Here is a 16,419-nt window from a genome sequence, read left to right as displayed (position 1 = left end):
GTAGGGGCTTTTTACTGCTACGTTAATTTTCAGTTGTTGGCTCTTGCTGCGGTGTAGCAGGTGTTGACGGCGTCGATGGTGTAGCAGGTGTTGTTGGTGGTGTTTGGCTTCCTGAGTCACTTCCACCGTTGTCTGCTGGAGGAGTTGTTGCGCCTCCGTTATTACTGTTGTTGCCGCTATTACCATCGTTACCATTGCCGCTATCATTATTGTTATTATCGGTGTTGCCGCTATTGCCGCTATTGCCGCTATTGTTACCGCCGCTATTGCTGCCATTATTGCTGTTTTGGTTATCATCCGGCTGAGTAGATGAATCGTCACCTTGATCAGAGCCGTTGTTTTGATCAGTGTTGCTATTGTCTTCATTTTGATTATCGTCCGTTGTTCCGTCATCTTCAGGCTTAGTAGAATCATCTTCGGTAGCTTGATCTGATGAACCAGGGACTTTTACAGAAGAACTAGCGCTTTCGCCCGTATTTGTTGTTACGGTGAAACTATACGTTGCGCCTGGTGCTGGGTTGGAAATTGTTTTTCCACCGGCTCCTGCGCCAGATGCGAGTTGTTCAGAACCGTTAGGAGATGACATTGTGACTGTAAAGGTCGTATCGCTGGCTGCGTTTGACGCTGACCAGTTAACTGAAATTGCTCCTCCGCTATACGAAGCAGTAATTTTTGGCTTCACATCTTTATTGTCTTTTTTCTCTTTTTTGTCCTCTTTTTTATCTTCTTTCTTTTCTTCTTTTTCTTTCTTCACAAACGTTTGAGATACTTTTGTCGGTGCAGTACCGCGCACAAAGTATTCTTTAGTAATTAAGCTCGAAGGAGTAGAGCCGCTTGGACGTTTTAAGTCTTTGCCCGTTGGTTTTTCCACGGAACGTTCAACTACGCTGTCCGGCTGCTTGAAACTTCCTTTAGGTTTGCCTTCAGAAATATGAGTAATAACATGCTTAAAGATATTTTTTGCCATGCCTGTTTCATTAGCACTTAAAATATAGCCGTCTTTAGCAGTTTCATAGCCTGTCCATACGGAAATCGTATAGTTTGGCGTAAACCCATTAAACCAAACGTCTTTTTCACCAGCGTCTGGAATATTATATCGTTGCTTTTCTGCAGCACTAAAGTTCGAAGTTCCTGTTTTACCCGCAATTTCTAATCCTGGTGTACGAACAGCACGAGCTGTACCATATGATTCGTTTACAACAGATTTCATCATGTCCGTCATCATAAATGCCGTGTAATCTTGCATTGCGCGTTTTGGTTTTGGCGTTAAATCAATTTCTGTTCCATCAGGGAATTTTACCTTTGTCACTGTATGCGGTGCATTGTACATACCTTCATTTGCAAAAGCACTATAGGCTCCAGCCATTTGTAGAGGTGTAACACCTGTACGGAAGCCTCCGATAGAATAAGATTCAGAATAAGCTTCGCCATCTTCTTCATCTAATTTTAGCCCAAGGCCTGTAGCGAACTCTTTTGCTTTGTCCGCACCTGTTGCTTGAAATGCTTTTAAAGCAGGGATGTTCAGTGAACGTCCTAAAGCTTCACGCGCTGAAACCCAGCCTTTATAGTTACGTCCAAAATTTCGGATTGGCGTGCCGTTTGAATAATGATATTCTTCATCTTTTAACGGTTGTCCAGTAGACCACTTTAAGTTCTCAATCGCTGGACCGTAATCTAAGATCGGCTTAATTGTTGAGCCGGGCTGACGTCTCATATTTGTTGCAAAGTTTAAGCCGCCTGATACACGATTACGTCCGCCTCCAATTGCTTGAATACCGCCTGTTTCATTATCTACAACGACAAGACCTGCTTGGAATTTATCGTTCGGGAAGTTGACTACTTTGTTGTTCATCACATCATCCACATAGTCCTGAGCATTAGTGTCAAGCGTTGTATAAATTTCTAAGCCCGCAGAAAATGGATCCGCGTCTGTTTTCTTTTTTACTTCCTCGATTACTTGATCAATAAATACATCGTACTTAGATGTTGATTCAGTTTGTTTAGCTAAATGAGCCTGTACATCTACTTGTTTTGCTTTGTCGGCCTCGGCTTGTGTAATGAAGCCGTTTTTAGCCATTAAGTTTAATACTGTGTTACGGCGTTTAGTAGCATTCTCTGGGTTTGTAACTGGGTTATAAGTAGTTGGCGCTTTTGGTAAGCCTGCCAACATAGCAGCTTCATCAAGAGTTAAATCTTTTACGCTTTTAACTCCGTAAAATTTCTCAGCTGCTCGTTCAATACCGTATACTTCACCTGATGCGAAATATATTTTGTTTAAATACATTTCAAGAATTTGTTGCTTCGAATATTTACGCTCAAGCTGGTAAGCTAACCACATTTCTTGTACTTTACGTTTAACCGTCTTCTTTGGTGATAAGAACGAATTCTTTACCACTTGCTGAGTAATCGTACTACCGCCCTCAGCACCGAAACCGTTTTTAAAGTTCGCCATTAATGCTCCGCCAATTCGGTAAAAGTCGACGCCGTGATGCTTATAAAAACGAACGTCTTCCGTAGCGATAAATGCGTTTTTGACGACTTGAGGGATTTCATCGTATTGCACATATGTACGTTTTTGAGCTCCAATTTCTTTTACAACTGTCTTTCCATCGTTTGCATATACTTTAGATGAAAAAGAGTTTTTTAATACCGAGTCATCAACTTTTGGAGCATCGCTTATCATAGCAAAAAAAGTTCCCACTCCGGCAATGAGCCCGATGATTCCTATCAGTAAAACTGCGGCAACAATTTTACGAAATAGGCCTCCTTTTTTCTTCTTTTTCGGTTTTCCTTGAGATTTACCTTCTGGTTTGTTGTCATTCATAGCTCTTCGTCGTTCTTCACGAGAGCGATAATTATCTGACATAAAAACTCCTACCTTTCAACGCATTGTAAGAGAATGATTTCCGTAAACATATATATCATACTCTTAAAAGTATAATTTATCTATAGTTTTTATGTAATCGATTCTCGGATGGTAACCAAGTTCGATGAAATGTCCTTTTTTTTCAATATCTGCCTTAGGGATTGATTTTCGTCCATCTTTTTTCATGGCATCCCAATAAGGAAAAAGGAACTGTGCTTCGAACAAGTATATTTCTTGTAAAGTAGAGAACATTAATATAACGAAACAAATCCCGTTTTGTTTCACAATTTGCTTCATATGTTCAATTTGATGTTCATGAAAATTACGCAGCGGAAATGAGGTTTTATTTCTCGTTTCTTTTGCTTCAAAGTCAAGGTGTTTTCCTTTATAGACTCCATTATAGTCTGTAGTAGAAGCCTGTTTAAAATAAGCTTCTTTGATAACAGCGGCACTTCTCTTCGGATAGTCTACTTTTACAATTTGAACAGGGGTTGGTTTTTTGTGAACAATGGCTATTCCTTTTGAAACATAGTATTCGTTTGTTTCGTTTAAATCGTCCTCCAGCGTCATACCACGATTGCTATAGCTAGCTTCTAGCTTTTTAGGGGAAGGACTGCTGGTATTCAATGGCTTATAGGCCTTTCCGTTAGGATAGCGAATCATAACCATCACTCCTTTAGTGTAAATCTATTAAACAAACAAATTCTATTATACCAAATCCTACAAATAAAAATAGATGAAAGAAGATGAAGAGATGTCACTCAATAGTTCGGAACAAGCGCTGTTGACGGCGATTAAAAAAACCACAGACAAGCTGAATATTGATAATATATCAAGAACCCAGGCTTATGCAACTTTTTATCATAGATATCCTGAAGTAAAGTGGGCATTTCTCGCAAGTATGGTATCACGAAATGCAGGATGGAATATGTGTGATTTGCAAGGGAAAAACATGAAAAAAGCGTTATCAAAGCAAACGCGCGATTTATTATTTTTGACGTATGAAAGAGCAAATTGGCTTATTTTTAAAGATGCCTTCCCACAATTACTATTGTATGCTGTTTCGCGTAAAAAACATGTCTCTTACGCTCATTTACTTCCCTATTTAAATGTTTCATCTTTTATCGAAGAGAAGTGGAGACAATTTATGCAGAGACCTTGTGAACTGCAGCTTATTCATGCGTTAATTGTGAATGAGCAGCATGTTATTCAACAGCCCGTTATTGAACAGCCTTTTTATCAAGATAGAGTATTTAAAAGTGCGCTGTTTTTTTTTCAAGATATATTCCACTTTAGTTCCGTCCTTTTTCCTACTACAAAAGGGGAATTATACGGTTGTTCTGTTCATGATTTTACAAAAGTAAATAATCGGATTGATTTGGGCAAGGAATTAGCGGCTTTATTATTTCATGAAAAGTATTATCCCTTGTTTTATGAATTTTCTTTGAAAACAAAGCATACGGGTTCAAGATACGACTATGAACAGTATTTTGTGAATGAAACTAGTTGCCGTACACCTGCTCTTCGAAAGGTGTATCCGGCTATTAGACATCATGAAAAGAAGAGAGAAGAGTGGTTTTTAACGAAAAAAGAGGAGCAAAAGCTCATGAAAAAGCCGTCTTTTCCAAAGAAAGTTCATTTTACAAAGTGGTATCTTCAAAAGCAAAAGCAGCTGTATATATTAATGAAAGTAGCGCAAGTATTTAATATAAATAAAAACGGTCACTTGTGACCGTTTTGTTCTTAAGTAGAAGGCTGGTTAGGACCGTTTAACTTTTTAGGATCACCGTAGGTTTTTGTTTCAGGCTTATTTTTAGGCTGTGATTTTTGCTGTTTGTTGGCCATATCTAGGCACCTCCTATCATGTCGTAATAAACGTTCAGCAGCGGAATGTATCTGCTTAGCTGAAATGTCTATACTAGTGTTTTCAATATGTTCACTTTCGATTCATCATAAATGAAAATGTCGAAAACATCTTTCTTTGACGAATAGAAACTAGTTTTGTCATGTGTGAAGGGACAATGAAGAAAAGAGAGAATACGTTATGCAAAGGAAAATTTGGAGGGATGGCGATGAAACAAAGTATGGTTAAAACAAGCGAAATGATGACTTTATTAGATAGCTTACTAGAGCAAGTAGATTTAGTGGATAAAACGATGTCTACATCTATAAATGAAGCATTTACACATTGTGAAGAAACATATATGGAACAAGTTCATCGCATTGACCAATCACTGCAAGAAATTGAAGTAGCTGTGTACGAAAGCATGCCTTCCGAAACAGAATGGAATAGAAGCCGAAGAGAAATGGTTCTTCATACAGTATAAAGACTGTTTATGTTACAATAGTCATCGTAGAGGTGACGAATAACGATGAATGAAGATGTGAAAAAAAGTACGGAGATCATGTTTCAATATAATGAAGTAGCTGTAGAACGATTAGCGTCTATTCAACAACAAGAAAATTATGAAGTGAAATTTTTTGAAGAAGTAAAGTCTTATGGAGATATTTTCTTCAAAGAACTTGATGAATGGGCTAGTCTCGTAACGGAATGGCTGAAGAAAGAGCGACCAAAATATATTCATGTTAATCAAGTAGAGACGTTAAAAGAAAATTTACAAAACGTTGTACTACAGTCATTTTATCCCGAGACGCGAGAAAAGCGATTTAAAAAGATGTATCACTCAAATAAGTATGTGCTCGAGTCGATATTGAATAATTAATCCCGGCCTTCCGTTGAGACTTATAAGGTGGGGATTTTCTATGTATGCCTAAAGAGAAAACTCTTTAGGCATTTTATCATTATCAATAAAAAGTTAATCAAAATCTTTTTGTGATTGGATAGAAACAGCTGGGTGATCTTGTGAAGCAACTGTATCGATATGATAATCAACTTTTTCGGTATGTTTAGAAGCAACGGCGTTATTTGTTTTATTTACTGCACCTTGTCCTTGTTTTTTATGATCAAAATGTTTTCCACGACTCATGAAATAAACCTCCTTTATTGAATACTACGTTAAAGCCTTTATAGTATAAACAAGTCAAAAAAGAAGTATGTGTCCACTTTATAAGAAACAAAGAAACCACCGATTTCTCGGTGGTAGTAAAAAAATTAATCATCTTGTGCACTAAAATCGGGCTTAGTAGCTCCAATTTGTTCGAGTTCACGTACAGCGGCTTTGTAATTCATAGGAGTTAAAAAACCTTTTAAATACTGCTGCTGAGCAAAATCGAGTAATTCATTACTTGACTGCGGCTCATACTGTTTCACCGCAATAAAAGCTTCTTGAAGTTCGTTCACATACATGTAAATTCCCTCCTAATCCCCGTTTGTGCCACTACGTATCGTAGTATCACTTGTTCTTATCGTACCATATATTTAAATAATCTCGTTTTTTTGAAAAATTTAAACTTTCGACAGAAACCTACATATTTTTGAATGTGTTTTCCAAAAGTACAAGTAGACGAACGTCACCTCTTATTTCTGCATACATACTATATATTATGTAATATTAAAAAGGAGGTATTGATTTTGCATGTATACAAGTAAGCATTATCCGTATTATGAGCAACATCAACCAGAACGTTTTGATTTAAGTCAGGTACATCCATTTCCGCAGTATCATCAGCAGCCATGGACGGAAGCTTATATGCCGCAACATCCGTACGCTCAGCAACAAATGCCTTTTGGCCCTCAGCAAATTCCCTATATGAACGGAATGTACCAGCAGCCCATGTACAACAATGCAGGTGCGCCTTTTAATCCATATCCTAAAGGTCAGCAGCAAAAGCCTCAGCCATCTCAATTTCAGTCATTAATGTCTCAGTTTAAATCGAGTGATGGCAATTACGATATGAACAAAATGATGAATACTGCGGGACAGATGATGGGAGCCATGAACCAATTAACATCCTTAGTAAAAGGGTTTTCCGGGATTTTCAAAGTATAAGGACTAGAAGTTGTTTTCTAGTCCCAGCTTATTATTTTTTCTGTTGATTTTTCAAATAGTTTTCTCCAAGAAGTGCAAATACTTCATTGTAAGTTAGTCCAGACTGCGCATTTAAACGTTTGATTTCTTCGACATCTGTGGTTGATGAAGTTAAAATTCGATGCTTGTTTTTTTTCATAAAAGCTCTCCTTTTCTATTTCTATGTAAAATGAATAACGCTCCATCTTAGTATATTTCCAAATGTGCACCTTCTATAAGTGGAAAAAAACGCCGAAGACATTCGTAGTTCTTCGGCGTTTTTTTGCAATAAAGATGAGCGTTTAGAGAAATTAAGAGCGGCGAGTAGAACGGCGAGAGCGGCGAGTAGAACGGCGAGAGCGGCGAGTAGAACGACGAGAGCGGCGAGTAGAACGGCGAGTAGAACGGCGAGAGCGGCGAGTAGAACGACGAGAGCGGCGAGTAGAACGGCGAGAACGGCGAGTAGAACGGCGAGAGCGGCGAGTAGAACGGCGAGAACGGCGAGTAGAACGACGAGAACGGCGAGTAGAACGACGAGAGCCGCGAGAAGAGCGACGCGTACCGCGGGTAGAACGACGAGAGCTGCGGCCAGTGCTACGAGAAGAGCGACGTGGCTTTGTTAGTGGACCGGCAGTTGGCTCTTGAAACATAAAAGATTTCAGTTCTGTACATTCTAGGGCTTCAGCAGCCTCTTTAATTTTTTCAGGTGTAATATGCAATACAAAAACCTCCTTGTCAATTGGACTAGGTCTTGCATTAATAGAATACGCGATGATGCTTGTCCTTGATATGAGTCAAAAGTGGAGTTTGCGGAAATAGTTGATGCTGCGGGGTATCATGGAGAATTTACCCTTCATATACTTTAATAATTGAAGAAAGGTGGTCGAATCATGAAGCAAAAAGAAATCCCTCAATACGCTCTGTTTGTGAATGTAAAAGATTTAAAGGAAATGCAAAGAGATATTTGGTCAGAAGAAGCGGTTCAGGCAACGATGAAGTTTAACAAAAAACGCTACGATATTGATTTGCTCCTAAGAGGCTCCCATATTCGGAAGATGAAGAAAAAGTCATATTATATTGAATTTTATTCTCCGAAAATATTTCAGCGCGCCAAAGAAATACACCTAAACGCTGAATACAAAGATCCATCGCTTATGCGCAATAAATTGTCCCTCGATTTTTTCTCTTCTTTAGATGTTTTATCTCCCCACTCTCAGTTTGTCACTCTTAAGATTAATGGGAAAAATGAAGGAATATATCTTCAGCTCGAATCGGTAGATGAACTATTTTTGAAAAAAAGAAATTTAGCGGATGGATCTATATTTTATGCAGTAGACGGAGATGCTAATTTTTCTTTGATGAGCGATTTGGATAAAAAGCCAAAAACAACTTTGTTATCTGGATATGAAGATAAAGCAGTGAGAGAAGGAGACGAGGAAAAATTAGAAAAGTTTATATTTAATCTTAATACATGGACAAATACAGAATTCGAACAGAATATTGAGAAGTACCTGAACGTCGACCGCTACTTATCTTGGTTAGTTGGTATTATTTGTATGCAGAATTACGACGGTTTTGTCCATAACTATGCCCTCTATCTAAATCATGAAAGCGGGCGCTTTGAACTGATTCCATGGGATTATGATGCAACTTGGGGAAGAGATGTAAATGGAAAAGTAATGGAAGGAGACTATGTACGTGCACAAGGATTTAATACGCTTACAGCTCGCTTACTGGCGGTGAATAGCATTAAAAAGCGATATATTCAAAAAATGAACAATGTTCTAAATAATCAATTTACAATAGAATACATGAAACCAATCATTTATCAACTGCATGATTATATTGCTCCATATGTATTAAAAGATCCTTACGTAAAAGATAACTTGGAGCAATTCTATAAGGAACCAGACCTTATGCTTTCTTTCGTAAAAGACCGAACAGCGTACATTAAAAGTCATCTTTTTGATTTTTGAATTTTACTAGACTGATAGGCAAAAGTGGAATTTAAGAATAATAGGCAAATGCAGGAAGACAATAGCTGTACATGATACGTATATATACATTATGAATGACCAATAAGGACAATTAATAAGGAGGAAAAATAATGAGTAACTATTACTACGACCAAAATCAAGACCAAACTCAAAATGCAAATCGTAGTCGCGCTCGTAAAGTTCAACAATCTGAAAGCACGGGCTACTCTGCCCACTTTAAACCATTAAAAGGGAGAGTAGTAACTGTCTATCGCGGGGGGCCTGAATCTAAAACGGGATATTTAATCGACGTTCAATCAGATTATTTAACACTTGCTCTTGAAACAAAACAAAATAACAACCAGCAAAATAATCAACCGGCGCAGCTTATTCCACAACAGCAATATACATTTATTTATTACCAGCTCGCTCATGTTAAAAGCATTACAGAGGATACAAAGTCTAATTCCGCGCAAACATTTTCTGGATTTAATAGTGAAGTAGAACTGCACAGAGCCAACACATTTGCAGGCACTTTATTATTGATGAAAGATAAACAAGTGCAAATAAATCAAGGAGGGCCAGAGAAAAAATTGGGTAAGATCCTTGATGTATTAGGCTCATTTGAATCTGCGTATGTCGTATTACTAACAGAAGATGACGGCGTCGTTTATATCAATGTAGAGCACATAAAGAGTGTAAGTGAAGTTGTAAGCAAAAATACGCCTGTTGTTCCGCAAAACCCATTATTAGTTGAAGAAACACCTGAGTATATTAAGGCGAAAAGTTTCAATGAACTGTTTGAAGAGTTTTCGCATAGATGGGTAGCTATTAACGGTGGAGGGCCAGAGGCTGTAGAAGGTGTGTTAGTTCAAAGTCGCAATGGAAACTTTACTCTTGTACAAAATAATCAAGTTTTACGTTTACAACCAAGACACGTAAAAACCATTGCCTTAGGATCAAAAGGATCTTTCAAGCAAAATGAAGAAAATTCTGAGCAAAATGGAGATACAAATGAAGAAGATTCTGTGCAAGAATCAACTACAGTAGATAAAACCGGAGGTCGCACGGATGGCCGTACTGGAGACCGTACCGGAAGACGTACAGGAAGACGTACAGGAGGTCGCACAGACGATCGCTCGGGAGGTCGCCGTACGGGTTCACGCTCTTCAACACCAGGTGAAAAAGTTATTAAAACGAAAAATTATCGTTGGAAAGCATGATGAACTGGAACATAAAAGGTGCTTATAAAGCACCTTTTCTATCATATAGGAAAAAGGAGGAGAATGAGTATGAGTATGAATCATTATATTGATAAAATTGTTGAAGTCGATATATCAGGTAAAACAACGTTTGTAGGAAAACTTGTTGATCTCGGGTTAGATGTAATGGTTTTATATAATGGACATGATTATTTGTATATTCCCCTTTTACACATACATCGCTTGCGAGAGGTTTCAGAAGAAGATTATACACCTTTACGAACCATAGAAGAGAACTTAATAGAAGAAAGTCAGCGGATTTCTTATCGTAATATTTTACAGCAGGCAAAAGGGAAATTTATTGAAATTTATGTAACGGGAGGGAAATCATTGCATGGCTATATCACAAGCGTGCTGAATGATTATCTTGTGTTTTATTCTCCAGTGTATAAAAATGTCTTTGTTTCTCTACATCATTTGAAATGGCTCACTCCTTACAGCAATGAGTTAACCCCTTATTCTTTAAGTGACAAAGAGCTCCCAGTAAGGCCCGCCTCTGCACCTTTTGTCAGAAACTTTGAAGAGCAGCTTAAAAAATATGAAAATCAACTGGTCGTATTAGATTTAGGGGATCAATCAGAAAAAATTGGCGTACTTAAAGAAGTTTCTAATAATATTGTTGAACTAATTACGGCAAATGGAGAAAGTATGTATTGGAAGTTAGCTCACGTAAAATCTGTACACTTGCCTTAGAAAAAGAGACCTCGCTTTCGTCTCTTTTTTTTATGTGCTTATCAAGACAGGTATATTGAATAAACAAATGAGATGATTTAAATTTTTTAGAAAATTATGTTGACAATAAAGAAAATCTTTATTAAAGTTAGTAACAACAAACGTTAACCACCAACAATTATATAGAACTCTTATCAAGAGTGGCGGAGGGACTGGCCCTGCGATGCCCGGCAACCATCAAATGAAACATTCATTTGAACGGTGCTAATTCCTGTGGAACATCAGTATTGTTCTAACAGATGAGAGAAATCGTGTATAAACGAACACTCTTCCATCTGTGAAGAGTGTTTTTTATTTTGAGTTAAGGAGAGAAATAGATGAAAATTGAAACTTTATTAGTTCGTTCAGGAGTAGGTCGTGATCCTTCAACAGGTTCTATTACAACACCCATTTACCAAGCATCAACATTTGCTCATCCTGCTTTAGGGCAAAGTACAGGATTTGACTATGCACGTACGGCAAACCCTACTCGTACAGCATTGGAAGAAGCAATTGCAGCTTTGGAAAAAGGAGAAGTAGGAGTAGCATTCGCTTCAGGAATGGCGGGTGTAATGGCAGTTTTGGCACTATTTAAAAACGGAGATCATTTAATTGTATCAGAGGATTTATACGGAGGAACGTACCGAGTACTAAATGAAATTTTTTCAGAGCAAGGAATTACTGTTTCGTACGTCAACACAGCCCATCTCGAGCAAGTAAAAGATGCGCTTCGTCCCAACACAAAAGCTTTATTTATTGAAACACCTACGAATCCAATGATGCACGTGACTGATTTGCCAGAAGCAATTTCGTTAGCTAAACAGCATGATTTGCTTACTATCGTTGACAATACCTTCATGTCCCCTTATTATCAGCGTCCTTTAGAGCTTGGAGCAGATATTGTGATACATAGTGCAAGCAAATACATTGGGGGTCATAATGATGTAGTTGCTGGTCTTGTAGTGGCTCGATGTAGTAGCTTAGGAGAGAAAATTCGTTTTTATCAAAATGCAGCTGGGGCAATCTTAGGTCCACAGGATAGCTGGCTGTTATTACGCGGTGTTAAAACGCTAGCGCTTCGTATGGAAAAGCATAATGAAAACGCACTGAAAATTGCAAATTGGCTTACTGCTCATGATCTCGTGGAAAAAGTGTATTACCCTGGTCTTGAAACACATCCAGGCTATGAAATCATGAAGAAACAAGCAACTGGATTTGGAGGCATGATTTCTTTTGCTGTCTCACACCCTGACATCGTGTCAGTACTTTTAGAAAATGTCAAAGTTATTACATTTGCAGAAAGCTTAGGAGGCGTGGAAAGTTTAATGACATTCCCAGCTCGTCAAACACATGCTGATATTCCGGAAGAAATTCGAAATCGTGTCGGAGTAACAAACTGTTTACTGCGATTATCAGTTGGAATTGAGCACGCAGATGATTTAATTAAAGATTTGAAGGAGGCATTTGATGCATACCAACAATAATAAACATAGATTTGGTACGAACTTAATTCATGCAAATACAGGAATTGACGGTCATTTTGGAGCGGTTAACGTACCTATTTATCAGGTATCTACATTTAACCAAGAAGATGAGACGAACAACGGCCGCTATGACTATTCTCGTTCAGGAAATCCAACTCGTGAGGCTTTAGAAAACACCATTGCTCAGCTAGAAAATGGATACGCTGGTTTTGCTTTTTCATCAGGTATGGCTGCTATCTCATCGGTGTTATCTATTTTTGAATCGGGGGATGAAATTTTAGTTTCACATGATACGTACGGCGGGACATATCGTGTATTAACACGATTATTTTCAAAGTTTGGTATCAAAACAACTTTTGTTGATACAACGAAGGTTGAGAAAGTTGAAGAAGCTATCACAAAGGATACGAAGGCTATTTATATCGAAAGCCCTTCAAATCCATTTTTACAGGTAACGGATATTAAAGCAGTAGCAAGTTTGGCGAAGGAGCGCAATCTCCTTACAATTGTGGATAACACGTTTTTAACACCTTATCTACAGCAGCCGATTGACCTTGGTGTAAACATTGTGATTCATAGTGCTACAAAATATATCAGCGGTCACAGTGACGTCATTGGCGGTTTAGTTGTAGTAAGCGATGAAAAGCTAGCAGAAGAAGTAAAGTTTGTACAAAATGCTTTTGGTGCTATCTTGGGACCGCAGGATTGTTTTTTACTGCTTCGAGGAATTAAGACATTAAAAGTTCGTTTAGATCAGCAGTTAAAAACAGCGCTGCAGTTTGCAAAGTGGCTTGAAGAACAATCTCTAGTAAGCCATGTATATTATCCAGGCTTAAAAAGTCATCCAGACCACAAACTGATTTCAGAACAAGCAAATGGATACGGAGCTATGATTTCATTCCAAGTACAGGATGAAAAGGTAGCACGACATATTTTACAAGGAGTAAAATTGGCTTCAATTGGCGTTAGTCTAGGTGCAGTTGAATCCATTTTAACGCATCCTGCAACAATGTCTCATGCAAGTATCCCAAAAGAAGTGCGTGAAGAAAAAGGAATTACTGATTCACTTCTTCGTCTTTCAGTAGGGTTAGAGGAATTCGAAGATTTAAAGCAAGACTTTAAGGCGGTTTTTCAAAGCTTAGAAGAAAAAGCGTTAATTAAATAAAGAAAAGGACTTCCATCAAGGAAGTCCTTTTTTATCGTTATATACAGCTATCTAAAAGGTTTGTGTATAGGGACGCAAGCGCAACTTTTTCATCAGAGGAAAGACTGCTGTTTAGAATTCTTTTTATGCCAAGGTGATATTTTACATACGGTGTTTGCCGGACGCGTGGATGAGTCATTTCATCTTTTAAATCTTTCATAATGGCTTCGTGAAGCTGATCTTCACTTGTCATGGCTTGTTTAGAAGCGAACGAACGGTTCAACCATAGGGTTTGATAAGCTGCTAGTAAATGTTCAGAAGTCATTGTGCAAAGAGCTCCTTTAGATTAGTTTCTTCATTATAATAATCTATAGTTTACCACAAGTATTAATACGTGTACGTAACTTTTACAGAAGCAGATACAATCAAGGACTGAGCTTGAATAGGGGGAGAGGCTGCTAATAACTTAGGCGAGGAGCCAGATGACTGATAGACAGGTCCTTCTTCGATTAAAATAGGAATTTGGTTAATAGGGAGCTGCAGCGTGTTGGCAATGGTAAAGGCCTTTTCTTTAGCGTTAAGCAAAGCTTTGCTTATCGCTTCTTGTTCATATTTATCATCATTTGTAACGTGGAATTGAAGATCTTGCGCTACGTTGGCTCCGCTTGAAAAAGTAGCGTTATAGACATCGCCAGCTTGTTTTACATCTTGTACTCTTACTCTAAATAAGTGCTGTACTTCGTATCCTGTAAGAGTCGATTTTCCATCGCTGTAATCATATTTAGGATTTATGGTGAACGAAGCTGTTTCAATTTGCTGGTCATTGATTCCAAGTTTTTTTATTTCTTGCAGCAAAGTATTTGAAACAGCTGAATTTTCTTTTAAGGCTTCTTGAACGTCTCGGTTTTCCGTGCGGGTTCCAATCGTCATGGAAATTTCATTTGGAACTGCTGAAACACTTCCTTCACCAATTACTTTAATTTCTCTATTTTGTGTATCTACGCGCAGTTGCTGTGTAGGTTCATAAGGGAAATAAGAATGTTGCATACCAAAAACCTCCTTTATTGATCTTTAGTATATATATGATAAGAAAAGGAGATTAAAAACAAAAAGAGATTGAGACATAACTAAATCAACCGCTAGAAGCACCTACATACATGAAATCTACATTCACCATACCAATAAAAAAATCCGAACGAATTTGATTCTTCATCAAGAATCAAATTCGTTCGGATCTTCCTTCAACTAACATACTTTTCTTCAGCTTCTTTTTGTTTATTTCGATTCTTTAATTAAGATTTCTTTCATTTCAATGAATTGATTTTGAACATCGTTTGACGGTTTCTTTGTTAGTAAACTTACAATAATAACAGCTAATAAGCTTAAAAAGAACCCAGGAATCATTTCGTAAAGGGCATCCTTCAATGGAGTATTTACCCAAATTAATACTGTAGCAGCACCTACAATCATCCCTGCAAGGGCTCCCCATCGAGTCATACGCTTCCAGTAAAGACTTAGTAAAATAGCAGGACCAAAAGCTGAACCAAATCCAGCCCAAGCGTATCCAACCAGCCCTAAAATCGTATCACTAGGTTTTAAAGAAAGCAAAATGCCAATAATTGCAACACCTAAAACCGCAGCTCTTCCAACCGTCACAAGCTCTTTGTCAGAGGCCTTGCGTCGGAAAAATGTTTTATAAAAGTCTTCTGTAACAGAGCTTGCCGTTACAAGCAGCTGAGAAGAAATGGTACTCATAATTGCCGCTAGTAAAGCTGCATATAAGAATCCAGTAATTAACGGATTGAAGAGTATATCCGCAAATTTAATAAAAATAGTTTCAGGATCTGCTAGTTTCATACCTGTTTTTTCTACATATGCAATCCCAACAAGTCCTGTCAGCATAGCACCAATAATAGAAATAATCATCCAGCTCATTCCAATACGACGTGCGGGTTTTAACTCCTTAACAGAAGAGATAGCCATAAAGCGAACGATAATATGAGGCTGTCCGAAATAGCCAAGTCCCCAGGCTAAGAAAGATATAATACCTAAAACGGTCGTACCTTTAAAAATGTCAAGATATGCTGGATTAATGTCCTGTACAATATCTATTGTTGTGTTAACGCCTCCAACATTGGTGAAAGCTACAATAGGTACTAGAACTAAGGCAAGAAACATAATAACACCTTGAACAAAATCTGTTAAACTAACCGCTAAAAATCCACCGAAAAGGGTGTAGGCAATAACAACAGATGCTGTTACAAATAAGCCAATTTGATAATTCACACCAAATGCCGATTCGAACAGTCGTCCGCCTGATACCATACCAGCTGAAGTGTAAAGAGTGAAGAAAATAAAGATAACAATCGCTGATACTGTTCGAAGAACCTTGGCATGGTCGCCAAAGCGATTTTCAAAAAAGTCCGGAATTGTAATGGAGTCATTCGCTACTTCCGTATAAGTGCGAAGACGCGGAGCGAGGATTAAATAATTTAAATACGCACCAATAGATAAACCTACTGCAAGCCATAAACTTGAAAGACCTGTCACATACATGGATCCCGGAAGACCCATTAACATCCATCCACTCATATCTGAAGCACCTGCTGAAAGCGCAGTAACAGCCGGACCTAGTCCGCGTCCGCCTAGCATGTAACCCGATACGTCTTGAGTTGTTTTTGTGTAGGCATACCATCCTATTCCAAGCATTCCTACAAAATAAATGCCCAGTGAAATATAAACACCAATATCCACGGAATCTCCCCTTTATGCATTTTTTATGCATGAAACGAGCACTACTCGCCATGCAAACATCTTATGGTTTCTAAAACTAACAAACTTTTCCCTTACTATCAACCCACAAAACCGTAAAATACATGAGGCGAAAATCCCCTATCCCTCTATAACAAAGAAATGAAAGCGATTTCAAAATAAAATAAAATAAAAATATTCAGAAATTTATAAGCGCATTTTTTATGCAATATTTTATGCAATAGGTAAAATAAAAA

19 protein-coding genes and 1 riboswitch are annotated in these 16,419 nt (G+C 38.0%); of the genes, 9 read left to right on the top strand and 10 right to left on the bottom strand.

Annotated features, from left to right (window positions below):
* Nucleotides 1-22: 22 nt before the first annotated feature.
* A complete protein-coding gene (locus tag AC3WJG_RS09655; protein ID WP_337133416.1) occupies nucleotides 23-2,866 on the bottom strand; it encodes a transglycosylase domain-containing protein in 2,844 nt (947 codons plus the stop codon).
* Between the two features lie 63 nt (nucleotides 2,867-2,929).
* On the bottom strand, nucleotides 2,930-3,529 hold the full coding sequence (recU, locus tag AC3WJG_RS09650) for a Holliday junction resolvase RecU (RefSeq protein WP_014460963.1): 600 nt from the start codon (nucleotides 3,527-3,529) through the stop codon (nucleotides 2,930-2,932).
* Between the two features lie 73 nt (nucleotides 3,530-3,602).
* Between recU and AC3WJG_RS09645 the strand changes: the two genes are divergently transcribed.
* On the top strand, nucleotides 3,603-4,598 hold the full coding sequence (locus AC3WJG_RS09645) for a DUF2515 family protein (RefSeq protein WP_098333588.1): 996 nt from the start codon (nucleotides 3,603-3,605) through the stop codon (nucleotides 4,596-4,598).
* Nucleotides 4,599-4,609: 11 nt separating this feature from the next.
* On the opposite strand, the gene AC3WJG_RS09640 is transcribed toward AC3WJG_RS09645, so the two are convergent.
* Nucleotides 4,610-4,711 (bottom strand): hypothetical protein, encoded by a 102-nt coding sequence (locus AC3WJG_RS09640; RefSeq protein WP_016763465.1) that lies wholly within the window; start codon nucleotides 4,709-4,711, stop codon nucleotides 4,610-4,612.
* Between the two features lie 227 nt (nucleotides 4,712-4,938).
* Between AC3WJG_RS09640 and AC3WJG_RS09635 the strand changes: the two genes are divergently transcribed.
* Both AC3WJG_RS09635 and AC3WJG_RS09630 read left to right on the top strand, forming a co-directional pair.
* A complete protein-coding gene (locus AC3WJG_RS09635) occupies nucleotides 4,939-5,193 on the top strand; it encodes a hypothetical protein (RefSeq protein WP_013056112.1) in 255 nt (84 codons plus the stop codon).
* Nucleotides 5,194-5,238: 45 nt separating this feature from the next.
* Nucleotides 5,239-5,589, top strand: coding sequence for a YppE family protein (locus AC3WJG_RS09630; protein WP_337133415.1), 351 nt, complete (start codon nucleotides 5,239-5,241; stop codon nucleotides 5,587-5,589).
* 93 nt (nucleotides 5,590-5,682) lie between these two features.
* Here AC3WJG_RS09630 and AC3WJG_RS09625 read toward each other — a convergent pair whose 3' ends face one another.
* Entirely contained in the window at nucleotides 5,683-5,853 is a 171-nt protein-coding gene (locus AC3WJG_RS09625) for a hypothetical protein (RefSeq protein ID WP_167387310.1), read from the bottom strand.
* A 125-nt stretch (nucleotides 5,854-5,978) separates the two neighbouring features.
* A complete protein-coding gene (locus AC3WJG_RS09620; RefSeq protein WP_013056115.1) occupies nucleotides 5,979-6,173 on the bottom strand; it encodes a YppF family protein in 195 nt (64 codons plus the stop codon).
* A 229-nt stretch (nucleotides 6,174-6,402) separates the two neighbouring features.
* Between AC3WJG_RS09620 and AC3WJG_RS09615 the strand changes: the two genes are divergently transcribed.
* Nucleotides 6,403-6,816: a YppG family protein gene (locus tag AC3WJG_RS09615; RefSeq protein WP_028414073.1), complete on the top strand. Its 414-nt coding sequence runs from the start codon at nucleotides 6,403-6,405 to the stop codon at nucleotides 6,814-6,816.
* A 31-nt stretch (nucleotides 6,817-6,847) separates the two neighbouring features.
* Here AC3WJG_RS09615 and AC3WJG_RS09610 read toward each other — a convergent pair whose 3' ends face one another.
* Together AC3WJG_RS09610 and AC3WJG_RS09605 are read right to left on the bottom strand one after the other, a co-directional pair.
* Nucleotides 6,848-6,994 (bottom strand): hypothetical protein, encoded by a 147-nt coding sequence (locus AC3WJG_RS09610; RefSeq protein WP_165635688.1) that lies wholly within the window; start codon nucleotides 6,992-6,994, stop codon nucleotides 6,848-6,850.
* Between the two features lie 151 nt (nucleotides 6,995-7,145).
* A complete protein-coding gene (locus AC3WJG_RS09605; protein ID WP_492588180.1) occupies nucleotides 7,146-7,553 on the bottom strand; it encodes a CotG/ExsB N-terminal domain-containing protein in 408 nt (135 codons plus the stop codon).
* A 168-nt stretch (nucleotides 7,554-7,721) separates the two neighbouring features.
* Between AC3WJG_RS09605 and AC3WJG_RS09600 the strand changes: the two genes are divergently transcribed.
* From AC3WJG_RS09600 to AC3WJG_RS09580, 5 genes are all read left to right on the top strand, one after another.
* Nucleotides 7,722-8,810, top strand: a complete 1,089-nt coding sequence (locus AC3WJG_RS09600; RefSeq protein WP_371264468.1) for a CotH kinase family protein — start codon at nucleotides 7,722-7,724, stop codon at nucleotides 8,808-8,810.
* A gap of 131 nt (nucleotides 8,811-8,941) precedes the next feature.
* Nucleotides 8,942-10,033: a spore coat protein gene (locus AC3WJG_RS09595; RefSeq protein WP_217599220.1), complete on the top strand. Its 1,092-nt coding sequence runs from the start codon at nucleotides 8,942-8,944 to the stop codon at nucleotides 10,031-10,033.
* Between the two features lie 69 nt (nucleotides 10,034-10,102).
* Nucleotides 10,103-10,765 (top strand): hypothetical protein, encoded by a 663-nt coding sequence (locus AC3WJG_RS09590; protein ID WP_033578431.1) that lies wholly within the window; start codon nucleotides 10,103-10,105, stop codon nucleotides 10,763-10,765.
* A 167-nt stretch (nucleotides 10,766-10,932) separates the two neighbouring features.
* Nucleotides 10,933-11,050, top strand: a riboswitch (SAM riboswitch).
* Nucleotides 11,051-11,121: 71 nt separating this feature from the next.
* Nucleotides 11,122-12,267: a trans-sulfuration enzyme family protein gene (locus tag AC3WJG_RS09585; RefSeq protein ID WP_028407979.1), complete on the top strand. Its 1,146-nt coding sequence runs from the start codon at nucleotides 11,122-11,124 to the stop codon at nucleotides 12,265-12,267.
* On the top strand, nucleotides 12,251-13,432 hold the full coding sequence (locus AC3WJG_RS09580; protein WP_028407980.1) for a trans-sulfuration enzyme family protein: 1,182 nt from the start codon (nucleotides 12,251-12,253) through the stop codon (nucleotides 13,430-13,432). Before AC3WJG_RS09585 ends, AC3WJG_RS09580 begins: the two co-directional genes overlap by 17 nt.
* A 37-nt stretch (nucleotides 13,433-13,469) precedes the next feature.
* Here AC3WJG_RS09580 and yoyC read toward each other — a convergent pair whose 3' ends face one another.
* From yoyC to putP, 3 genes are all read right to left on the bottom strand, one after another.
* Nucleotides 13,470-13,736, bottom strand: a complete 267-nt coding sequence (yoyC, locus tag AC3WJG_RS09575; protein ID WP_060746058.1) for a protein YoyC — start codon at nucleotides 13,734-13,736, stop codon at nucleotides 13,470-13,472.
* Between the two features lie 62 nt (nucleotides 13,737-13,798).
* Nucleotides 13,799-14,458, bottom strand: a complete 660-nt coding sequence (locus AC3WJG_RS09570) for an SIMPL domain-containing protein (RefSeq protein ID WP_028407982.1) — start codon at nucleotides 14,456-14,458, stop codon at nucleotides 13,799-13,801.
* A gap of 228 nt (nucleotides 14,459-14,686) precedes the next feature.
* Entirely contained in the window at nucleotides 14,687-16,165 is a 1,479-nt protein-coding gene (putP, locus tag AC3WJG_RS09565; RefSeq protein WP_028407983.1) for a sodium/proline symporter PutP, read from the bottom strand.
* Nucleotides 16,166-16,419 lie beyond the last annotated feature (254 nt).

The sequence above is a fragment of the Priestia sp. FW507-14D1A genome, assembly GCF_058781295.1.
This window is presented reverse-complemented; position numbering and strand designations above follow the sequence as displayed.